The following is a 20,585-nucleotide window of genomic DNA, read 5'->3' as shown; positions in this document are numbered from 1 at the left end:
CCGGTCTCAGAACATCACGGTGGCGAAGGAGCCGACCTCGCGGAAGCCCACACGGCGGTAGACGGCGAGGGCGGCGGAGTTGAAGTCGTTCACGTACAGCGAGGCCGTGGGCGCCACGTCGGCATGGATCTGACGGACCAGCGCGGCCATGCCGTTCTCGGCGATGCCACGGCCCCGCAGGTCGGGGTGGGTCCACACGCCCTGCACCTGCGCGACTCCCCCGCCCAGCACGCCTACCTCAGCCTTGAACACCACCTCGGGACGCCGTCCGCGGATCGAGCCGAGCTGCACGTAGGAGCGGCCCTCACGGACCAGATAGCGCAATCGCTCCTCGTAGGCCGCGCGTCCATGGCGCATCGGGTCGTAACCGACCTCGCCGATGAACATGTGCACGCAGGCCGGCAGCAGGATGTCGTAGTCGTCCATCGTCGCCTGACGGAGCGGCTCGAGGTCCAGCTCGCCATCCCCGCGAATGGGCGCGGGCTGCCTCGGATCGGTCGACAGCGCCATCGACAGCTGGCGCGGCCTCAGCTCACGCGCCGGCCCCCACCACGGCTCCACCCGTCCCCACAGGTCCAGGATCAGATCCGCGCTGCCCACCAGGGCGGCAGGCCGGGACAGCCTCGCGACCATGCCCGAGGCCACGTCGGCGCGCAGATCGTCGCCCGAGGGATCATCCGGCGTCGTCGGCAGGACAGCCGAGAGGTTCGCACCGTTCCAGACGATGCCGGCAAGGTCCCTCTGCAGGCCGGAGCGGCGTCGGACCGACCACATCCCGCGAGGGATCACGCCGCTGTCGCGCGCGACCTCCAGGTGCATCGCGGGCAGCACCGACGCGACGGGATCGGCCGCGCACATGCGCAGGGCCGCCTCCACCTCACGCCGCTGCAGGGGCGCCAGCGCGTGCTGGGCCCTCCGCAGCAGCGAATCGGTCATGAGGCCGCGATCACCTCTGGCGATGCGCCCTCGACAGGCTCCATCGTCTCGGCGATCTTCATGGCCTCCTCGATGAGCACCTCGACGATGTCGCGCTCGGGCACCGTCTTGATGACCTCGCCCTTGACGAAGATCTGGCCCTTGCCGTTGCCCGAGGCCACGCCCAGGTCGGCCTCTCGTGCCTCGCCGGGACCGTTCACCACGCAGCCCATGACGGCCACGCGCAGCGGCACCTCCATGCCCTCGAGGCCTGCGGTCACCTTCTCCGCGAGCTCGTACACGTCCACCTGCGCGCGACCGCACGACGGGCACGACACGATCTCGAGCTTCCGGGGGCGCAGGTTGAGCGACTGCAGGATCTGGATGCCGACCTTGACCTCCTCCACCGGCGGTGCGGAGAGGGAGACGCGGATCGTGTCGCCGATTCCCTTGCTGAGCAGCGCGCCGAAGGCGGTCGCGGACTTGATGGTGCCCTGGAACGCAGGGCCCGCCTCGGTCACTCCGAGGTGCAGCGGCCAATCGCCACGCTCCGAGAGCATCTCGTAGGCGCGCACCATCACGACCGGGTCGTTGTGCTTCACCGAGATCTTGAAGTCGTGGAAGTCGTGCTCCTCGAACAGGCTGGCCTCCCACACCGCCGACTCGACGAGCGCCTCGGGCGTGGCCTTGCCGTACTTCTCGAGCAGGCGCTTGTCGAGCGAGCCGGCGTTCACGCCGATGCGGATCGACGTGCCGTGGTCCTTCGCCGCCTGGGCGATCTCCTTCACCTGGTCGTCGAACTTGCGGATGTTGCCGGGGTTGACGCGCACCGCCGCGCAGCCCGCCTCGATCGCGGCGAACACGTACTTGGGCTGGAAGTGGATGTCCGCGATCACAGGGATGTTCGACTTCTTCGCGATCGCGGGAAGCGCGTCGGCATCGTCCTGCGTGGGGCACGCGACGCGCACGATGTCGCAGCCCGCGGCGGTCAGCTCCGCGATCTGCTGAAGGGTCGCGTTGATGTCGTGCGTCTTGGTGGTCGTCATGGTCTGAACCGAGACCGGGGCGTCGCCGCCCACAAGAACGCTGCCGACCTTGATCTGACGAGTCTTCTTGCGAGGGGCGATCACGGGAGCCGGCATCGCAGGCATCCCCAGTCCGATGGCAGTCATGTCTCCAGTATTCCTTACGTCGAAGGCCGCTCTCCGCAGGCGAGGGGCGGACCCTAGGGTCGTCTCTGACAGGGTCAACGAGGCGCGTCGTGCCCCGTATTCCGGTCCACGGTCACGCTATCGTCACGGGCGCCACGATGTCCGCGTAGACGAGCACTGCGCCCATCACCAGCAGCAGCGCGAAGACCCCGTATGCCACGGGCATCATGCGCGCGACGTCCACGGGGCGCGGACGTGCGGCGCCCCGCAGTCGAGCCCAGCCGTTCTTGATCCCCTGCCACAGCGCGGAGGCCACGTGACCGCCGTCGAGCGGCACCAGGGGGATCATGTTGAACGCGAAGAGCGCGAGGTTGAGACCACCGAGCAGCATCAGCATGTCCGCCATGCGCTCGCCCATCGAGTAGCCGTCCACATCGGCGGACGCGATCTCTCCCGAGATCCGGCCGACGCCGACCACGCCGATCACGGAGTCGGCGGTGCGCTCCTCGAGCCCGACCGCGGCGCGGCCCACGTGATACACCTGCGCCGGGAGGTCGATGATCACGCCCATGGTCTGACCCAGGTACTGCCACGTGAGCTCAGCGCCGGACCACACGGGCTGCTGCTGCGCCTCCGTGAGCGAGTACACGCCCAGATAGCCGATCTCCTCGGTCACGGGCTCGCCCGCGGCGTCGAGCAAGGGCTCGCCCTCGTCGTCGGCCGCGTACACGGTGCGCGACGCGGGCGTCACCGTCAGGTCCACGAGCTCGCCCCCTCGGTCCACCACGAGCGCGATCTCCTCGCCCGGATGCGACGCCACGTACGCGGTCAGGTCGGTCCACTCGTCGAGGGCCACACCGTCGGCCGAGACGAACACATCCCCGGCCTCGATGCCGGCCGCAGCGGCGGGGGCCGCGGGATCGTCGGCGGTGCACTCCGAGGTGCCCGCCGCGGGCACGCACTGGACCACCGAGGCGACCTGAAGCGTCTGCGTCGGCAGGCCCACGAACGACAGCACCGCGGTGAAGATCAGGATCGCGAGGACGAGGTTCACGAGCGGTCCGCCGAGCATCACGATCGCCTTGCGCCACCACGTCAGGTGGTAGAACGCCCGATGATCCTGGCCGGCGGGGATCTCCTCCTCCGCCTGCGCACGCGTGTCCTCGATCAGCCGTCCGGCCCACCCGCCGATGCGCACGGGCTTCACCGCCGACGCAGGCGGGACCATGCCGACGAGGCGCACGTACCCGCCGAGCGGGATCGCCTTGATGCCGTACTCGGTCTCCCCTCGCCTGCGCGACCACAGCCGCGGGCCGAAGCCCACGAAGTACTCGCTCACGAGCACGCCGAAGCGCTTGGCCGGGATCATGTGCCCCAGCTCATGCAGCGCGATCGAGACCAGCAGCCCGACCACGAGCACCAGCACGCCGATCAGGAATTCCATGCCCTCACCCTACGTCCGCTTCCTCAGCCCCACGCCTGCGTGGCGGTCATCCGTGGACGGCGGCGCGGGCGGTCTCGCGTGCCCACCGCTCAGCCTCGTCCACGGCCTCCAGCGTCACGTCCGAAGGGGCCTTGTACGACTCCACAACGCTTCGCACCGTCTCGACGATCCCGAGGAACGGAAGGTCGCCCGCTGCGAACGCGGCGACGCACTCCTCGTTCGCGGCATTGAACACAGCCGGGTGGAGCCCTGACTCCGCGACTGCGGCGCGCGCGACCCTGATCGCGGGGAACGCCTCCTCATCCAGAGGATGGAACTCCCACGCCTGCGGCTGAGTCCAGTCGAGCGCTGGCGCAGCCTCGGGCACCCTGTCGGGCCAGCCGAGGCCCAGCGCGATCGGCAGGCGCATGTCGGGCGGCGACGCCTGCGCGATCGTCGAGCCGTCCACGAACTCGACCATGGAGTGCACGATCGACTGCGGGTGCACGACCACGTCGATGCTGTCCATCGGCACGTCGAAGAGCAGATGCGCCTCGATCACCTCGAGCGCCTTGTTGACCATCGACGCCGAGTTCATCGTCACGACCGGGCCCATGTCCCAGTTGGGATGCTTCAGCGCCTGCTCAGGCGTCACGCCGTGGAGCATCTCCCTGGTCCAGCCGCGGAAGGCGCCCCCCGACGCGGTCAGGACCAGTCGCTTCACCTCTGTGGCCGTCCCCGACCGCAGCGCTTGGGCGAGCGCCGAGTGCTCCGAGTCCACGGGGACGATCTGACCCTCGCGCTTCACCGCGGCCTTGACGAGCACGCCGCCCGCGACGAGGGACTCCTTGTTGGCGAGGGCGAGCGTCGAACCCGCCTCGAGTGCGGCGAGGGTGGGGCGCAGCCCCACAGAACCGGTGACGCCGTTGAGGACCGTGTCGGCGCCGACGGACGCCGCACGCGTCGCGGCATCCTCGCCTGCGAGGACCTCGGCTCGGACGCCGCGCGCCTCGAGCGCCTCGCGCACCGCGTCGCCTGCCTCAGCACGCGCGACCGCGACGAGCTCAGGCGAGAGCACGGCCGCCTGATCCGCGACGGCCTCCGGGTCGGCGCCGCCCGCGGCGATCGCCACCACATCGAAGGCGTCAGGGTTGCGGACGATGACGTCGATCGCCTGCGTGCCGATCGATCCCGTGGAGCCCAGCAGGGAGATCGTGCGAGGCATCACGCCACGCCGAGCAGGATGTCCACAGCGCGCGCCAGGTAGGCGTCGACGACGCGCTCCTCGTAGGCGCGCCACTTGGCGCGCCGCTTGAACGTCAGGCTCCGCAGCTCCTCCGCGCTGATCGCCTCTCCACGGTCGAAGAAGCCGGTCAGGCGGTCGAGCACCTCGTCGACCGCCTTCGCGTCGTAACCGCCCGAGATCCCGCCCGGCCGAGCGAAGCGCTCCCCCGCCGGGCGCCGCAGACGCGGGTAGAGCACCTGGGCACGGTTCGCGAGATCGGCGAGCCAGGCCTCCTGGCCTTTCTGCTTGATGAAGGACTCGCGCGAGCGTGCAGCGAACGCCTGCTCGAGGCGATCGAGCGCGGCGTCCACGGGCGGGGTCGCGTACCCGCCTCGCTTGAGGTCGAACGAGGCGCGCCTCACGTCGATCGCGTCCATCGCTCCGCCGTCGGCCTGCTCGTACGCCTCACGGGCCTGGGTGAAGAACTCGTCCACCTGGTCGCGGCGGTAGCCGATCTTCAGCCGACCCGCGCGGGGGAACAGATCCGTCACTTGTCCTCCTCAGTGATCGCCAGCTGGCCGCAGGCGCCATCGATGTCGCTTCCGCGCGTGTCCCGGATGGTGGTGGGCACGCCGTGCGCGCGCAGGCGCCGCACGAACTCGTCCTCGACCGCCGGATCCGACGCCGTCCACTTGGAACCGGGCGTGGGGTTCAGCGGGATCGGGTTCACGTGCACCCAGCCGGTGCCGCGCTCCATGAGCTTCTCACCGAGCAGGTCGGCGCGGTGCGCGTGGTCGTTCATGTCGCGGATGAGCGCGTACTCGATGGACACGCGGCGCCCGGTCGCGTCGAAGTAGCGGCGGGCGGCGTCGAGGACCTCGTCGACCTTCCAGCGGGTGTTGATTGGCACCAGCTCGTCGCGCAGCTCATCGTCCGGCGCGTGCAGCGACACGGCGAGGGTGACCGGGATGCCTTCCTTGGCGAGCTTGTCGATCGCGGGCACGAGGCCGACGGTCGACACGGTGACGTGCCGTGCGGACAGGCCGAAGCCCTCGGGCTCGGGAGCGACCAGCGTGCGCACCGCCGTCAGCACCGCCTTGTAGTTGGCGAGCGGCTCGCCCATGCCCATGAACACGACGTTGGACAGACGCACCTCCTCGCCCAGCTCGCCGTCACGAGCCGAGCGAGCGGCGAGACGCACCTGCTCGATGATCTCCGCCGCCGAGAGGTTCCTCGTGAGTCCCATCTGACCTGTGGCGCAGAACGGGCAGGCCATGCCACAGCCCGCCTGGCTCGTCACGCACAGCGTCGCGCGCTCCGGGTACTTCATCAGCACGGACTCGACCTTGACGCCGTCGTGGAGGCTCCACAGCGTCTTGCGCGTCGCGCCCTTGTCCGCCTCGAGCGAGCGCACGGGGCTCATGAGCGGCGGGAACAGCGCCTCGACGAGCTCGTCGCGAGCGCCGGCAGGCAGGTCCGTCATCTGCTCCGGGTCCACCGACAGGTGATCGAAGTAGTGGGTGGCGAGCTGCTTCGCGCGGAAGGACGGCTGACCGAGCTCGCGCATCGCCTCCTTGCGCTCGTCGACGGACAGGTCCGCGAAGTGTCGCGGCGGCTTGCCGCGACGCGGCGCGGCGAAGGTGAGCTTGACCGGAGTGCTCATCGTCCCCCCAAGGTTCCGAGGATGGCTGCGAAGACCACATACGCAGCGGGTGCGGCGAGAAGAAGCGAGTCAAGGCGGTCCAGGACTCCCCCGTGGCCGGGGATCGCGGAGCTCATGTCCTTGACGTCGACGTCGCGCTTGAGCGCGGACTCGGCGAGGTCGCCGAGCACGGCGGCGCCGGTGCAGGCGAGGCCGACGAGGACCCCCAGCCACCAGCGTCCGTCGAGAAGGAGGTACGACGCGACGGTCGCGGCGACCGTGCCGAGGACGATGCCGCCGGCGAAGCCCTCCCATGTCTTGTTCGGGCTGATGCGCGGGGCCATCTTGTGACGTCCCCACAGCATTCCCGAGAAGAGGCCGCCGGTGTCGTTCCCGACCACGGCGACCACGAAGACGACGATGCGCTGCCATCCGTCGTCCGCCTGCTCGATGAGCAGGATGAAGGATCCCAGGAAGGGGATCCACAGCAGGGTGAACATCGACTGCAGCGAGTCGGCGAGGGTGTTCTCGATCCGCTCATCCACCGCCCGCCAGGCGACGATGCCAGCGAGCCCCACGAGCACCGCGACGGTGAGCCCCTCCGCGCGGCCGAACCAGGTGGCTGAGCCCATCCCGAGGGTGGCGAGCAGCAGAGGGACGAGCGGCACGCGGCTGCCTACCCGGTGCAGCACACGGCGCCACTCGATGACAGCGGCGATCAGGAAGCCGTAGACGAGCAGCGCGAACGCCCGCGGGTCCCACCATGCTGCGGCAAGCGCCGCGATGAGGAGCAGCAGGCCCACGATGGTGGCGACGGTCATGTTGCGACCGCCCTTGCGGCGGGGCGCCTGGGGGGTCAGCTCGCTGTCGTCGGCCTCATCGGCAGCCGACGCGTCAGACTCCTCGAGGTCATCACCGAGGCCGTCGCTCGCATCGTCGGTCACGAGCGCACTGTGCTCGGCGACGTCCACCGTGAGCGGCGGCCACGGAGGCGTGCCCGAGGACTGCATCGCAGCGGCCGGCTCGATGGAGGTGTCTGGCTGCGCCTGGCGGCGCCCCCACCTCATCGACAGCCCCTGGGTGCGTGTGCTCCGCGCATCAGACCTCGAGCAGCTCGCTCTCCTTGTGAGCCAGGAGCGCGTCGATCGCGTCCACGTGCTTCTTGGTGAGGGCGTCCAGCTCCTTCTCGGCGCGGGAGCCCTCGTCCTCGCCGACCTCGCCGTCCTTGACGGCTCCGTCGATCAGGTCCTTGGCCTTGCGGCGCATGTTCCGGACCGTGACGCGGGCCTCCTCGGCGCGGGTCTTCGCGAGCTTCACGTAGTCGCGGCGGCGCTCCTCGGTGAGCTGCGGCATGTTGATGCGCAGCACCTTGCCGTCATCGGTGGGGTTGATCCCCAGGTCGGAGTTGCGCAGCGCCGTCTCGATGTCCTTCTTCGCGGAGACGTCGTAGGGCGAGATGGTGACGGTGCGCGGCTCGGGGATGCTGATGGACGCGAGCTGCTGCAGCGGCGTGGGCGCGCCGTAGTAGTCCACGGCGATGTTCGCGAACATCGCGGCAGAGGCCTGGCCCGAGCGGATGTTCGCGAAGTTGTCCTTGGCCACGTCGATGGCCCTGTCCATGTTCTCCTCAGCCTCGAGGAGGATCTCGTCAATCACGTCTGTCTCCTTGTCAGTGCGGCCGTTCAGGCCGTCACGAGCGTCCCGATTCTCTCACCCAGCAGGGCCTTCGTCACATTGCCATGCTCTTCGAGACCGAAGACCACCATCGGTACCTTGTTGTCCATCGCGAGCGAGAATGCGGAGGCGTCCATCACGTTCAGGCGCTGCTGGAGCGCGTCGCGGTAGGTCACGTGATCGAGGCGGCGGGCCGACGGATCCTTGCGCGGGTCCGCGGTGTAGACGCCGTCGACGCCGTTCTTGCCCATGATGACCTCGTCGCAGCGGGCCTCGAGCGCGCGCTGGACGGACACGGTGTCGGTGGAGAAGTACGGCATTCCCGCGCCCGCCGCGAAGACCACGACACGGCCCTTCTCCATGTGGCGGATCGCCTTGAGCGGGATGTACGGCTCGGCGACCTGGCCCATGGTGATGGCGGTCTGCACGCGGGTGGCGACGCCTGCCTGCTCGAGGAAGTCCTGGAGGGCGAGCGCGTTCATCACGGTGCCGAGCATGCCCATGTAGTCGGCGCGTGCCCGCTCCATGCCGCGCTGGCTGAGCTCGGCGCCGCGGAAGAAGTTGCCGCCGCCGACGACGATCGCCACCTGCACGCCCTGGCGGACGGCCGCAGCGATCTCCTGGGCGACGCGGGAGATGACGTCCGGGTCGACGCCGATGCCGCCGCCTCCGAACATCTCTCCCGACAGCTTCAACAGCACGCGCCGCGCCGCCGGAGGGGCCGTGTCCGGGATCGTGACGGTCTCGGACATGGCTTGCCTCCTAGGCGACGCGGCGCGGCTGTTGCTGTCTATGGTTCCGACTGGGAACTAGGCTCCCACACGGAAGCGGGCGAAGGCGGTCACCTCGCCGCCGGTCGCCTCGATGACCTTGCCGACCGTGGTCTTCGGGTCCTTCGCGAAGGCCTGGTCAACCAGGGTGTTCTCCTTGAAGAAGCCGTTCAGACGACCCTCGACGATCTTCGGCAGCGCGGCCTCCGGCTTGCCCTCGCCCTTGGCGGTCTCCTCGGCGACGCGACGCTCGTTGGCGACGGTCTCCTCGGGGACGTCCTCGCGGACCAGGTAGAGCGGCGAGTAGGCGGCGATGTGCATCGCGATGTCGCGCGCGACCTCACCTGCCTTCGCGTCCGAGCCGACCAGGACACCGACCTGAGCCGGGAGGTCCTTGTTGGTGCGGTGCAGGTACTCGGTGACGACCGGGGCCTCGACGCGCGCCACGCGACGCAGCACGATCTTCTCACCGAGGGTGCCGGCCTGGGCGTCGATGTAGGCGCCCACGGTGGTGTCGCCGAGAGGCGCCTCGAGGGCGGCCTCAGCGTCGGCGGCACCGGCGGCCGCGACGGCCGCGAGGACGTCGTTCGCGAGGGCGATGAACTTCTCGTTCTTCGCGACGAAGTCCGTCTCGGAGTTGATCTCGACGAGCGTGCCGACCTGGCCGCCGTCGACGTCTGCGATCGACGCGATCACGAGGCCCTCGGAGGCCGAACGGCCCTCGCGCTTCGCCACGCCCTTCAGGCCCTTGACGCGAAGGATGTCGACGGCGGCGTCGATGTTGCCATCGGCCTCGTCGAGAGCCTTCTTGACGTCGAGCATGCCGGCGCCGGTGCGCTCACGGAGCGCCTGGATGTCGGCAACGGTGTAGTTCGCCATGTGAGGGGTCCTTACTTCTCGTCGGCCGCGACCGCAGGGGCCTCGGCGTCAGCGGTGGTCTCGTCGGCGGCGGGAGCCTCAGCAGCGGCCGGGGCCTCCTCGGCGGCCGGGGCCTCAGCAGCGGCGGGGGCCTCCTCGGCCTTCGCGCCGTCGAGCAGCTCCTGCTCCCACTCGGCCAGGGGCTCGGCGTCCGCGGCGGCGTCCGCCTCGGTGCCGGTCTTGACGGCGTGACGCTGCTTGATGCCGTCGGCGACCGCGTCCGCGATCACACGGGTCAGCAGGCCGACGGCGCGGATCGCGTCGTCGTTGCCCGGGATGCCGTAGGAGACGTCGTCGGGGTCGCAGTTCGAGTCGAGGATGCCGACGACCGGGATCTGGAGCTTGTGGGCCTCGTCGATCGCGAGGTGCTCCTTGTTGGTGTCGACGATCCAGATGGCCGACGGGACCTTGCCCATGTCACGGATGCCGCCGAGGGTCTTGGCGAGCTTGTCCTTCTCGCGACGCAGACCGAGCAGCTCCTTCTTGGTGCGGCCAGAGCCGGCGACGTCGTCGAAGTCGATCTCCTCGAGCTCCTTGAGGCGCGCGACGCGCTTGCTCACGGTCTGGAAGTTGGTGAGCATGCCGCCCAGCCAGCGCTCGTTCACGTAGGGCATGCCCACGCGAGCGGCCTGCTCCGCGATGGTCTCCTGCGCCTGGCGCTTGGTGCCGACGAAGAGGATCGTGCCACCGTGGGCGACGGTCTCGCGGACGAACTCGTAGGCGGCGTCGATCTTCGACAGCGACTGCTGGAGGTCGATGATGTAGATGCCGTTGCGCTCGGTGAAGATGAAGCGCTTCATCTTGGGGTTCCAGCGGCTGGTCTGGTGACCGAAGTGGACACCCGAGTCGAGCAGCTGGCGCATGGTCACGACGGCCATGGCACTTCCTTTTCCGCACGCGCGGGCGCGTGCCTGTTCTGTCGGCAGAACGGAGCCTGCCTCTGTTCGGTTGACGGTCCTCCCCCGGATGGGGAAGGGCCCCTGGCACCTGCGCGGTTCCGCACCGAGCGAACTCGGACCTTGCGTCTCCGGCGCATCCCGTTCGTGTCGAACCTCGACCGTCCTGGGCGCGATAGGCGCGCGATGTCATCCGGGCATGCCGGATGCGGGGTCGATCATACCCGACACGGGCCGACGGGGGCGACTCATACGCCGCAGCGGGCGTCCCCAGCCCCCACCGTGCGCGGGACCCTCCACAGTGACCGGCCACGCGACGCTCGGACTCCGGCTTCTCGATGACTGTAGCCGCATGGAACTCCGTCTACTGCTTCGGATCGTGACCCTCAGCGCTGCGACGGCGCTCATGCTGATCTGCGGCACGAGCGAGGAGGGCTCAGGCGCCGCCGAGGCGCTGCCAGCCCTTGAGACCGCGCCCGCACCACTCCTGACGCCTCCGGTCTCCCCGGTCGAGCTCGTGAGGGGCGTCGACCTTCCCGAGCATCCGTGGCTCTCAGGCCATCGCGGCGCGGATCTCGCTGTGGCCACCGGGGCGCTGGTGCGCTCCCCCGCCGACGGCGTGGTGTCCTACGCGGGCACCATCGCGGGACGGGGGATCGTGAGCGTCTTGGTGGAGGGCACGGGCCTACGCACGACTCTCGAGCCTGTCGACGCGACCGTAGACGTCGGCGATCCGGTGCGGCAGGGCGACGTGGTGGGGCGGGTGCAGTCGGTGGCGACCGTGCCGGGCATCGGTCACTGTGCGCCGTCAGCGTGCCTGCACTGGGGGCTCCTCGAAGGCGACGACTACCGTGACCCGTTCGACTGGACCACCGGTTGGGGCCCGATCCGGCTCAAGGCCGCGGGGTAGCCGAGAGACCTGCGGGCGCTGTCAGCTGAAGGCGCCCGTCTTCACGAGAGTCTCACGCAGCTTCTTGACCGCGGCGGAGTGGATCTGGGAGACCCGCGACTCGGTCACGCCGAGGATGCGTCCGATCTGCGCAAGGGTGAGGTTCTCGTAGTAGTACAGACGCAGCACCTCCTGCTCACGCTCGCGCACCTGCTGAATGGCATCGGCGAGAAGCGATCGCGTCTCGTGATGCTCGACTGCGCGAGCCGCCCCCGGCACCGACAGCGCGGCCACGGTGTCGAGCGCCGAGGCGTCGTCGCCGATGCCTCCGAGAGTGTCGAGCGCGGCGACATGGCTCAGAGCGACCTGCGCGCGCACGGTGCGCACCTCCGCGGTGCGCCACTCGAGCGCGTCCGCGACCGCCTCGTCGGTGACCGGGCCCTGGACGCTCTGCTCGAGCTGGCGGGTCGCGACCTCCACCGCGCGGGCCTTCGCTCGGACCGAGCGCGGCACCCAGTCGGCCGCACGGAGCTCGTCGATGATGGCGCCGCGGATGCGCTGGCTCGCGTACGTCTCGAACTTGAAGCCACGCTCGGGCTCGAACTTCTCGACGGCGTCGATGAGCCCGAACATGCCGTAGGAGACGAGGTCTCCCAGCTCGACGGACTCAGGCAGCCGCGCGATCATGCGCGTCGCCACGTGGCTCACGAGCGGCGCGTAGTCGGTGATGAGGGCGTCCCTCGCCTCACGGCGTGCGGACTCGTCCCCGTGCTTGAGGGCGTGCCATCGGGGCTCGGCTTCGAGCGTGGCCGCCGCGGGCTCCTGGTGCGGCTCGGTCTGCGACTCGAGATGCTTCAGGACTGCGTTGAGCTCCGACATGGCATTCCCCTCCTATGCGCGCGGGTGCGCGAGCTGGTAGGCCGATCGCAGGCGATCGGCCGAGACGTGCGTGTACCGCTGCGTGGTCGTGAGGCTGGCGTGCCCCAGGACCTCCTGCACCGACCGCAGATCAGAGCCGCGGTCGAGAAGATGCGTGGCGGCGGTGTGCCGCAGCGCGTGAGGCGCGATGTCCGGCACTCGTGCCAGACGGCACAGGCGGTGCACCGACTCGCGCACCTGGCGCTGGTCGGCCCGCGAACCGCGGCGGCCGATGAGCAGCGCGTCGCCGGAGTGCTCGGAGACCAGGACCGGACGACCCTCGTCGAGCCACTGCGACACGGCCTTCTCGGCCGGCTCCCCGAATGGGACCGTGCGCTCCTTGCCGCCCTTGCCCATGACGCGCACCAGGCGCTCGTTCAGGTCGATGTCCTTGACGTCGACGCCGACGAGCTCGCCGACGCGCATGCCGGTGGCGTAGAGCAGCTCGACGCATGCCCAGTCGCGCAGGTGGATGGCGTCCCCATCGTCGCTGCGCTTGCGCGCGGTCTCGAGCAGCGTGAAGACGTCGTCGATCGAGATGACCTCGGGAATGGTCGAAGCGGGCCGTGCGGACGCGAGCCGCAGCGCCGGGTTGGACGCGAGCCTCTCCGTGTCGTGCGCCCAGGCGAAGAAGGCTCGTGCAGAGGCTCCTCGCCTGGCAAGCGTGGTGCGGGACAGTCCGCTTGCGGCCATGGAGGCGAGCCAGGCGCGAAGGTCGGGCAGCTCGATCCGTGCGAGGGTCGAGTCGGCCTCGCTGACAGAGGCGCCGAGCGACTCGGTCAGGTGGAGCAGATCGCCGACGTAGGCGCGCACCGTGTTGTCCGAGAGGCCGCGCTCGTGGCGCAGGTACCCCTCGAATGCGGAGAGCAGCGTGCTCTCCTCACGGTGCGACGTTATCGGCATGTCGTCACTCTGGCATCGTCACTCTCGTCAAATCAACCCCTTCAGTCACATTTGTCACATCCATTTCTGATAATGACTATGTTTTGTCCCTTTCTGCACCTTTTCCTGGGGTGTTGAGGGAGCAGATCGGGAGGAATCGACGCATGAATCGATGCCCGAGTTCTCACGATCTGCGCCGATACGTACCCCCGTCCAGCACCACGAGACCTGCCGAGGAGAGGGCCGCGAGCGCCCGCCGCGCCTCGCGCACGCTCAGCGCGGCTTCGCATGAGATCTGCTCGAGCGAGGATCCGCGGGCTGCGATCCCGTCGTAGGCCGCGCGCTCCTGCGCCGACCCGAACTCGGGCCCGCCGCCGCCTTCGACCTCTTCCTCGTCCGGATGGAGAGGACCCACGAGCTCCTCGATATCAGCCGCCGAGGTGATCAGCACCGCCTCGGCACCCCGCACGAGGGCGTGGGCGCCCGCGGAGGCCGCGGAGGTGACTGCGCCCGGCACTGCGCCGACGGGGCGCGCGAGCGCAAGCGCGTGACGCGCGGTGCTCAGCGCACCCGAACGGTGGGCAGCCTCGACGACCACGGTCCCCGCCGCGCAGGCGATGAGGCGATTGCGGCTGAGGAAGCGACTCCGATGCGGAGCCCACCCGGGAGGAACCTCGCTCACGACGCAGCCGTGACGCATCACATCGTCGCGCAGGGCCGAGGTGCCGACGGGGTACCACCGGTCCACGCCGCCAGCCATGACCGCCATCGTGGCGCCGCCCGCCGCGAGCGCTCCGCAATGCGCAGCGGCGTCGATCCCGTAGGCGCCTCCGGAGACGACGGCACGTCCACGCTCGGCGAGTCCCGACGCCAGCTCCGCAGCGACGTGGTCTCCATACGAGGTCGAGGACCGGGAGCCGACGATCGCCACCCCGCGGTCCAGGAGGGCAGCGGGGTCTCCGCTTCCGAGGACGTAGAGCGCGTGGGGCGCGGCCGCGCCCAACGCACCCACCGCCGAAGGCCACCCGTGGTCAGCGGGGGTCAGCACGCGGGCTCCGAGAGCTGTGGCCCTGCGCGCATGCTCGGCCGGTTCAGCGCGAGGGAGCCGCTGGCACCAGCGAGCGGAGGCGGCGACGATCCTCGAGAGGAGCCTGTTGTCCAGCTCGGGCCCGATGATCTCCAGCAGCGCCGCCTCGCCACGAGTGGGCTGCCGGTCCACCTCCTTGAGCCACCCGAGCGCGTCCACGGGTCCCACGGCGGTCAGCAGCGCGCCCGCGAGCGCATCCATGGGTTCGGCGAGCGCGCTCCATGCGATCCATGCGGCGCGCTCGGAGCCCGTCACGATGCGCTCCTGCGGAGCAGCAGCGCCTGCTCCACGTGGGCGACGTCGGGCGAGTCCTGGTCATCGAGGTCGGCGAGCGTCCACGCGACTCGCAGCGCGCGATCGGCGCCTCTGGCAGAGACGAGCCCCCGGTCCAGAGCGCTCCACACCGGCCTGCACGCGCTCCGCGGCGTGTGGTGTCGCAGCCACCGACCCGGCGCCTCGGCGTTGACCGAGAGGCCCGAGTCCGCGAGCCGGGCCGCCGCACGGCTGCGCGCCCGGCGCACCCGCTGCGCGACCTCTGCTGTGCTCTCCCCCGGCTCGTCTGACCTGAGCCGTACGGGAAGCACCCCGATCTGGAGGTCGACCCTGTCGAGCAGGGGCCCCGAGAGTCGGCTCAGGTACCGGCGGCGCTCGAGCGGGGTGCAGGTGCACCCCGCTCCAGATCCGTGGAAGCGCCCGCATGGGCAGGGGTTCGCCGCGAGGACGAGCTGGAACCGTGCCGGATAGCGCACCGCCCCATGGGCGCGATGCAGCACGACCTCCCCGGACTCGAGCGGCTGCCGCAGCGTCTGCAGCACCCTCGCGGAGAACTCGGGCGCCTCAGCGACAATACAGTCTTACACAGTATACAATCGTACTATGAACAAACCCCCTGGTAAACGTGCAGCTTTGTACCTTCGCCAGTCTCTCGACCGCGCCGAGGGCATCGAGAATCAGCTCGCTCGATGCACCGCGCTCGCCAATGCAAAGGGCTGGCCGGTCGTCGCGACCTTTCGCGACAACGAGACGCGCGCGTCCGGGCCACGCGGTGAAGGAACAGCGTGGCACGACATGCTGCAACGCGTGCCGACCGAGTTCGAGATCATCGTCGCGGTCGACCTCGACCGTCTGGTGCGCTCAACGAAAGACCTCAATACCCTCATCGACCTAGGAGCGCAGGTCGTAACCGTTGACGGCGAGATCGACCTCACGACCGCGGATGGCGAGTTCCGAGCCACGATGATCGCCGGAATTGCACGATTCGAGACGCGTCGCGCCAGCGAGCGCCAGCAGCGCCACAAGGCTGGCAAGGCCGAGCGCGGTGAGTGGCATGGAGGACTTGCACCGTTCGGCTACACGGCCGTCAAAGGCAGCAAAGGCGACAAGGGCAGCAAAGGCAGCCTCATCAAGAACGAACGCGAGGCTGACCTTATACATGAGGCCGCAACGCGTCTGCTCGATGGGCGTGAACCGATGCACAGCATCATCACCGAGTGGAATGGCCCCTCCACACCGGACGGAACTGACATCTCGAAGCCCACCCGCAACGGCAAGCACTGGCGACAGTCGAACCTCAAGCACATCCTTCTCAATCGGGCACTCCTTGGAGAGACCAAGGCCGGTGTCGTCGGCTGGGAGCCAATTCTCGACCGGCGCACCTTTGACCGGCTCAGTGCATTGCTGACCGACCCCTCTCGCAAGGTCGTCCAATCCCCCGGCGTCAAGGGTGGCAAATACTCGATGGCGGGCGGGTTGACCGTCTGCAGCGCGTGCGGCAAGCGCCTCACCAGCAACACTCGGAGGCGCGCCGACGGCAGCCTGCGAGTTGTCTTGTCCTGTCTCGCTCGCGTCAATGGCCCCGACCCTCAGCACCAGCCTGCCTACGTCGACGTCACCAATGGCAAGACCACCAAGACAGTCCGACGCACAAACCGGGTGTCGGTAGATCACGACTCTCTTGAGGCGTTTGTCTTTGACATCGTGATCGGGCGGCTCACGAGGTCACCGCGATTCCACGAGAGGGCCGCTGAGCGCGACCCGTCCCTCGACGCCGATCTTGACAGGCTCGAAGCTGAGCGCACCGAACTCCGCGATCAGCGCGAGCGCGCGGCAAACTCGTACATCCTCGGCCTGCTCACTGAGAGCGCGGCGAAGTCCAAGGTCGCCAACCTAGAAGACGAAATCGAGCGCATCGACCGCGAACTGGCTGTGCTCTACGGCCAGCAGCCTGCCGCAATGAGTGTCGACGTGGAGGATGTCGTCAACTGGCGCGACTGGCCGCCTATGAAACGGCGTGCCTTCCTGCGGATCTTCATCGAGAAGGTGGAAGTCGCACCGTCACGAGTGAAGAGAACTGCGCCGCGTCACAGCGCGGAGTCCGAGGACGCGCACCTCGCGCGAAGGGAGGCAGACGCGCTTGCGGCCCTTCGGTCGAGAGTGAGGATCGTCTGGCGCTCAGGGCGCGAGTGACAGTACGCTGGTACGGCCTCCTACAAGGGGCCACAAGGAAGACGTTGAGCGAAGCCCGCTCCTATTCCTTGTGAACGTGGCTTCGCTCTCAACCTACTTTGGAGAGAGCCATGAATACCGTTGGCGAACAGCCCGAAGGAATCGTCACGCTGCTAGTTGACCTCGTAGCCGAGGGAGACGGTACGTCCACGTTTCAAGTCCTCAACGTATGGGCGCCCGCAGATCATCGCGTCATCTTCAAGTCGACTTTCGACGACTTGGACGAGGTTAATCGTCTGGCGCGGAAGGTCGGCGACGTGGTCGCACAGTTCTACCTCGACCAGGCTTGGCGCGCCGATCCCGACAATGCAGAACTCGCGGCACAGACGCCCTGGTGCGCCGGACCGCCTCCGATGGAGTTCAAGAAGTCTGGGCAGTAGTCGCCTAGCTCCAAGCGTGTCCGGGGCTGCCAATCGTCGTCCCGGACACGTAGACAGGCTCAGCCCTGCTGCCCCGCCGACTCGTCCGGCTCGGAGATGAACTCCAAGAACGCGGTGCCGATCGACGTGATCTGGTAAGTCAGTTGCGCCTCGGGGTCTTCATTCCGCTCAGCAAACGTTGTCCCAGCGTCGACTTCGACGATCTGCTCGAGAAGGCCGTCTGCTGCAAGCGTCTGAAGATTCGCGGTAGTTCTGCCACTGTTGCGCCACCCAGGTTCCAGGCGCTCGCCACCGTACTTCCGAAGACGGCGCCCGAGCGGTGATCGATAGTCCGTGTGTTGCGCGAGAACTTGTATGTGTCTTGGCGTGTAGCGCCGAGCCAGGTCCATGAAGACCTCACGATCCTCCACGGCCTGATCAAGCACGTAGCCGTTCACGAAGCCGTTTCGCAGCCACTCGAGCCTCTCCTCTGATTCCGAGAGCCGTACCGCCGCAGCGGTCTTCTCAAAGGCCGCGAAGAACGCAGGATCTTCGGCAAGTTCGTCGAGGCGGTCCTGGTCCGCGTACGCCTGGACCTGCTCGGCGAGCGCATCAACGCGAGCGTTGAGAGCGCCGAGCGCTCGCTCGGTTCGAGCCTTTCCAAGCGCCACACCGAGGGACGCAACCCAAGGCACCGACGCGGCGACAATCTCGGCGCCGTCCGCAAGCGCTTTCTGCAACTTCCCCTCTTCCATGGACCAAACCTACTTCGACTTGTCTGTACGGACCGGTAACTTGATGTCCGTGGCAGAACACAAGGGACAGTCGCGCCGTAGTTCCGTCTCGTATGTGCGCCTATTTCGCGAGGACATCGACGCGATTGAGTCGATCCTCAAGGAAGTCACGGAAGACGTCAGATTCGCTGCGTACGAAGTCGCTACCTCGGAGTACAAGAGCGAGTCAGTGACCGACCTCGCCGACACGTGCGGGCCAATAACGATCCGGGACTTCACACAGACGGCTTTTGGCCCACACATGGGCCTGGTCTTGACGCCAAAGAGCCAGGCGTATGTTCACGGACGTAACCTCACAACGCTTGCGCACGTGGGCGCTTTCGAGAAGATGCTGGCGGTCGTGCGGCGGTCGCGGCTGGCCTTCTGGAAGAGGCTCGTAGCACGAGCAGTCTTCTTCGGCCTTTGGGGAGTCTGGATCGTCGTGGTTGCCGCGAGCCTCGCCGCGGCATTTGGCCGCGAGCCAGGCGACGCCGCTTGGCCGGCGTATGTGCTCACAGCAGTTGGTGTGATGTGCTGGGGTCTGACGTACGTTGTACGCCGCGTGGTCTCGCCAAATGGCTCGGTCACTTTCAAGCACCGCCGCGAGCAGACAAGCTTCTGGTCACGGAACCAAGATCAGATCGTATTGATCGCAATCTCATCGGCCGTGACTGCAGTCGTGTCGGTAGCCGCGACGCTCGCGTTCACGTCGGGCTAGATGTGAGGTACCTCCCGCATGACTCAAAACAATCCGGACGCAGCGTGGTTTAGTCCGTCAGCGATCGTCTACGACATCGCGGAGATGCACATTCTCGATGGACTACTTGATCCGCGAGGCAAGTCAGACAGGGAGGTGCTCCGGGAGTCACACGAACTGTTGCTCTCCGCAGAGAAGCCCGTCTTCGAGGGAACTGATGTATCTGTCTCCCACGAGAACACTTTGATCGAAGAGGCGAGGCGCTTGGCCGCGCGCAACAAGCCCATGCTTTCCGCTGTCATGTACGCGACTTGGGTCGAACACCGGCTCAACTGGATTCTCATGTACACCACGTACGAAGTTAAGAAGCAGGGCTACGAAGAAGCGCGAGAACTCGTACGTGTGAACCTGAACGAAAAGACGGGCAGACTCTGGCACGAAGTAGTAGGTATCGAACTTCCCCGGGACCTGAAAGACCGCATTCGATCGCTCGCGAAAATAAGAAACGACTTCGTCCACTACAAGTGGCCACTGTGGGTCTCACGCGACAGTTCGGTCCCAGAGGATCGTGACACTGCTTGGCTCCGCGAGGACCCCCGGCCATTGGCAGAATCTGTCGTACGAGACCTGCACTCTTGGTACTGCACACACATGCTCGGCGGGTGGGTTAGGCCCGGCCCCTGACAGCGTAGGCGACTGTTGACCCGTGGAACCGCGCGCCCCGAGGAGTCGGCACACCCTCTTCATTGAGGCGAGTCGCGATTCGGTCGAAGGACCAGCCTCGCGACCGGAGCGACTTCATGCGCCGGACCACGGCAGGGTCCATCTGAGACACTGCACCGATCTGCACCCCCCTCGCCTTTGCCTGAGCCAGGCCGGCCTTGGTGCGCTCGGAAATGATGTCGCCCTCCCACTCGGCCACGGCAATCAGGATGTGCGCCACGAGGCGACCCGTTGGCTGGGTCATGTCGATGCCAACATCGAGCGCCACCAGCCCCCACGGCTTCGCCTTGCGGCCTCGCGGCCGTGTGGCGCGTTGGAGGATTTGCCCGAAGTCCACGACCGAACGCGACAGCCGGTCCAGCTTGGAGACGACCAGCGCGTCAGCCTCTCCCCTGTCGAGCATGGCAAGGGCACAAGCTAGGCCAGGCCGATCCGCGTTCTTGCCGGTCTCGCCCTGGTCGATGATCCACTCGACGGTCCAGTCGCGTCGCCTAGCTTCTAGTTCGATGACCTCGCGCTGAGCGTCGATACCGTAGTCCTGGTCCGAAGTACTCACTCGAAGGTATCCGACAACCTTCATGTTGCGCTCCCGGCCGAAGAGCCAGTCATTACCTGCGGTATCGTCCACGCAGAGTACTCGCAACACTCGGAGGGGGAAATGGTCGATTCGTCAGTTTCGGATCTCTTATGGCAAGTCGTTCCGCTGTTTGTCACCGTGTACGCAGCCCTCATTGGCTGGTACGTGTACATACTCCGGCGTCGCCGCGAGCGACGACTGCGGGAGACCGCGGGGCCGCTCGATGAGAAGTTGCAGCGCATCTTGGACCTGAGCAAGGAACTCTCAGCGCTCAACACTGAGGTGCGATCCGAGTTCGATCTCCAAATGGCGGCGACTGAGCAGGCGAAGCGCGACGCCGAGAATGCAGCCGCTTTGGCTGCACTCAGCGAGGAACAGCGAGAAGCGGCCGCACGCCTCGTAAAGGCACAGATAGGCGAGGCCTTCGACAAGAACACCAAGACCGAACGGTGGTTCCAGGTCGCTCTCTCGCTCGCATCGTTCGTAGCCGGTGTCATCGCGACCCTGATCCTCACCTGAGCACCGCAAGTTTTCACTGGCGTCTGGAGATTGTCAGACCGG

The 20,585-nt window shown here is 67.7% G+C and carries 23 protein-coding genes; 6 read left to right on the top strand and 17 right to left on the bottom strand.

The annotated features are described in order from the left end of the window. Window positions 1–6: 6 nt before the first annotated feature. From QQX04_RS11390 to rpsB, 11 genes are all read right to left on the bottom strand, one after another. The gene (locus QQX04_RS11390) at window positions 7–936 is read right to left on the bottom strand and encodes a GNAT family N-acetyltransferase (protein ID WP_301129270.1); all 930 of its coding nucleotides are present in this window, start codon (window positions 934–936) and stop codon (window positions 7–9) included. Next, window positions 933–2,087, bottom strand: coding sequence for a flavodoxin-dependent (E)-4-hydroxy-3-methylbut-2-enyl-diphosphate synthase (gene ispG / locus QQX04_RS11385; RefSeq protein WP_301129268.1), 1,155 nt, complete (start codon window positions 2,085–2,087; stop codon window positions 933–935). Before ispG ends, QQX04_RS11390 begins: the two co-directional genes overlap by 4 nt. 112 nt (window positions 2,088–2,199) lie before the next feature. Continuing rightward, window positions 2,200–3,510 carry a M50 family metallopeptidase gene (locus tag QQX04_RS11380; RefSeq protein WP_301129266.1) on the bottom strand — a complete coding sequence of 437 codons (1,311 nt, stop codon included), beginning with the start codon at window positions 3,508–3,510 and terminating at the stop codon, window positions 2,200–2,202. Window positions 3,511–3,556: 46 nt separating this feature from the next. Then, window positions 3,557–4,717: a 1-deoxy-D-xylulose-5-phosphate reductoisomerase gene (gene dxr / locus QQX04_RS11375; protein WP_301129265.1), complete on the bottom strand. Its 1,161-nt coding sequence runs from the start codon at window positions 4,715–4,717 to the stop codon at window positions 3,557–3,559. Further along, window positions 4,714–5,265: a DivIVA domain-containing protein gene (locus QQX04_RS11370; RefSeq protein ID WP_301129263.1), complete on the bottom strand. Its 552-nt coding sequence runs from the start codon at window positions 5,263–5,265 to the stop codon at window positions 4,714–4,716. Before QQX04_RS11370 ends, dxr begins: the two co-directional genes overlap by 4 nt. Then, entirely contained in the window at window positions 5,262–6,377 is a 1,116-nt protein-coding gene (gene rlmN, locus QQX04_RS11365; protein WP_301129261.1) for a dual-specificity RNA methyltransferase RlmN, read from the bottom strand. Before rlmN ends, QQX04_RS11370 begins: the two co-directional genes overlap by 4 nt. After that, window positions 6,374–7,423 carry a phosphatidate cytidylyltransferase gene (locus tag QQX04_RS11360; protein ID WP_301129259.1) on the bottom strand — a complete coding sequence of 350 codons (1,050 nt, stop codon included), beginning with the start codon at window positions 7,421–7,423 and terminating at the stop codon, window positions 6,374–6,376. The genes rlmN and QQX04_RS11360 overlap by 4 nt, the downstream gene beginning before the upstream one ends. A 31-nt stretch (window positions 7,424–7,454) precedes the next feature. After that, entirely contained in the window at window positions 7,455–8,012 is a 558-nt protein-coding gene (frr, locus tag QQX04_RS11355) for a ribosome recycling factor (protein WP_301129257.1), read from the bottom strand. A 26-nt stretch (window positions 8,013–8,038) separates the two neighbouring features. Further along, window positions 8,039–8,782, bottom strand: a complete 744-nt coding sequence (gene pyrH, locus QQX04_RS11350) for a UMP kinase (RefSeq protein ID WP_301129255.1) — start codon at window positions 8,780–8,782, stop codon at window positions 8,039–8,041. 57 nt (window positions 8,783–8,839) lie between these two features. Further along, complete coding sequence (tsf, locus tag QQX04_RS11345; protein ID WP_301129253.1) at window positions 8,840–9,679, bottom strand: translation elongation factor Ts; 840 nt, start codon at window positions 9,677–9,679, stop codon at window positions 8,840–8,842. An 11-nt stretch (window positions 9,680–9,690) separates the two neighbouring features. Beyond that, window positions 9,691–10,596 (bottom strand): 30S ribosomal protein S2, encoded by a 906-nt coding sequence (rpsB, locus tag QQX04_RS11340; RefSeq protein ID WP_301129252.1) that lies wholly within the window; start codon window positions 10,594–10,596, stop codon window positions 9,691–9,693. A gap of 370 nt (window positions 10,597–10,966) precedes the next feature. On the opposite strand from rpsB, the gene QQX04_RS11335 reads away from it, so the two are divergent. After that, entirely contained in the window at window positions 10,967–11,524 is a 558-nt protein-coding gene (locus QQX04_RS11335; protein WP_301129250.1) for a M23 family metallopeptidase, read from the top strand. Window positions 11,525–11,545: 21 nt separating this feature from the next. Here QQX04_RS11335 and QQX04_RS11330 read toward each other — a convergent pair whose 3' ends face one another. The 4 genes from QQX04_RS11330 to QQX04_RS11315 form a co-directional block, all read right to left on the bottom strand. Then, a complete protein-coding gene (locus tag QQX04_RS11330) occupies window positions 11,546–12,382 on the bottom strand; it encodes a FliA/WhiG family RNA polymerase sigma factor (protein ID WP_301129248.1) in 837 nt (278 codons plus the stop codon). A gap of 12 nt (window positions 12,383–12,394) precedes the next feature. Further along, complete coding sequence (locus tag QQX04_RS11325) at window positions 12,395–13,324, bottom strand: tyrosine recombinase XerC (protein WP_301129247.1); 930 nt, start codon at window positions 13,322–13,324, stop codon at window positions 12,395–12,397. Between the two features lie 163 nt (window positions 13,325–13,487). Then, on the bottom strand, window positions 13,488–14,645 hold the full coding sequence (locus tag QQX04_RS11320) for a DNA-processing protein DprA (RefSeq protein ID WP_301129245.1): 1,158 nt from the start codon (window positions 14,643–14,645) through the stop codon (window positions 13,488–13,490). After that, window positions 14,642–15,238, bottom strand: a complete 597-nt coding sequence (locus tag QQX04_RS11315; protein ID WP_301129306.1) for an ATP-binding protein — start codon at window positions 15,236–15,238, stop codon at window positions 14,642–14,644. Before QQX04_RS11315 ends, QQX04_RS11320 begins: the two co-directional genes overlap by 4 nt. A gap of 28 nt (window positions 15,239–15,266) precedes the next feature. On the opposite strand from QQX04_RS11315, the gene QQX04_RS11310 reads away from it, so the two are divergent. Both QQX04_RS11310 and QQX04_RS11305 read left to right on the top strand, forming a co-directional pair. Then, window positions 15,267–16,856 carry a recombinase family protein gene (locus QQX04_RS11310; protein WP_301129244.1) on the top strand — a complete coding sequence of 530 codons (1,590 nt, stop codon included), beginning with the start codon at window positions 15,267–15,269 and terminating at the stop codon, window positions 16,854–16,856. Between the two features lie 110 nt (window positions 16,857–16,966). Continuing rightward, entirely contained in the window at window positions 16,967–17,275 is a 309-nt protein-coding gene (locus tag QQX04_RS11305; protein WP_301129242.1) for a hypothetical protein, read from the top strand. Between the two features lie 59 nt (window positions 17,276–17,334). Here the strand turns inward: QQX04_RS11305 and QQX04_RS11300 are convergent, their stop codons facing one another. Further along, the gene (locus QQX04_RS11300) at window positions 17,335–18,009 is read right to left on the bottom strand and encodes a hypothetical protein (protein ID WP_301129237.1); all 675 of its coding nucleotides are present in this window, start codon (window positions 18,007–18,009) and stop codon (window positions 17,335–17,337) included. A gap of 49 nt (window positions 18,010–18,058) precedes the next feature. Between QQX04_RS11300 and QQX04_RS11295 the strand changes: the two genes are divergently transcribed. Both QQX04_RS11295 and QQX04_RS11290 read left to right on the top strand, forming a co-directional pair. Then, window positions 18,059–18,745: a hypothetical protein gene (locus QQX04_RS11295; protein WP_301129232.1), complete on the top strand. Its 687-nt coding sequence runs from the start codon at window positions 18,059–18,061 to the stop codon at window positions 18,743–18,745. A gap of 18 nt (window positions 18,746–18,763) precedes the next feature. Further along, complete coding sequence (locus QQX04_RS11290) at window positions 18,764–19,408, top strand: hypothetical protein (protein ID WP_301129231.1); 645 nt, start codon at window positions 18,764–18,766, stop codon at window positions 19,406–19,408. On the opposite strand, the gene QQX04_RS11285 is transcribed toward QQX04_RS11290, so the two are convergent. Next, window positions 19,392–20,075, bottom strand: coding sequence for a recombinase family protein (locus tag QQX04_RS11285; protein ID WP_301129229.1), 684 nt, complete (start codon window positions 20,073–20,075; stop codon window positions 19,392–19,394). The genes QQX04_RS11290 and QQX04_RS11285 overlap by 17 nt on opposite strands. A 30-nt stretch (window positions 20,076–20,105) precedes the next feature. Here QQX04_RS11285 and QQX04_RS11280 point away from each other — a divergent pair, with 30 nt between their 5' ends. Next, a complete protein-coding gene (locus tag QQX04_RS11280) occupies window positions 20,106–20,543 on the top strand; it encodes a hypothetical protein (RefSeq protein WP_301129228.1) in 438 nt (145 codons plus the stop codon). Window positions 20,544–20,585 lie beyond the last annotated feature (42 nt).

Source organism: Demequina zhanjiangensis (assembly GCF_030418315.1).
GTDB classification, from domain to species: Bacteria; Actinomycetota; Actinomycetes; order Actinomycetales; family Demequinaceae; genus Demequina; species Demequina zhanjiangensis.
Note: the sequence above shows the minus strand (reverse complement) of the source record. Positions and strands in the feature narration are given on the sequence as shown.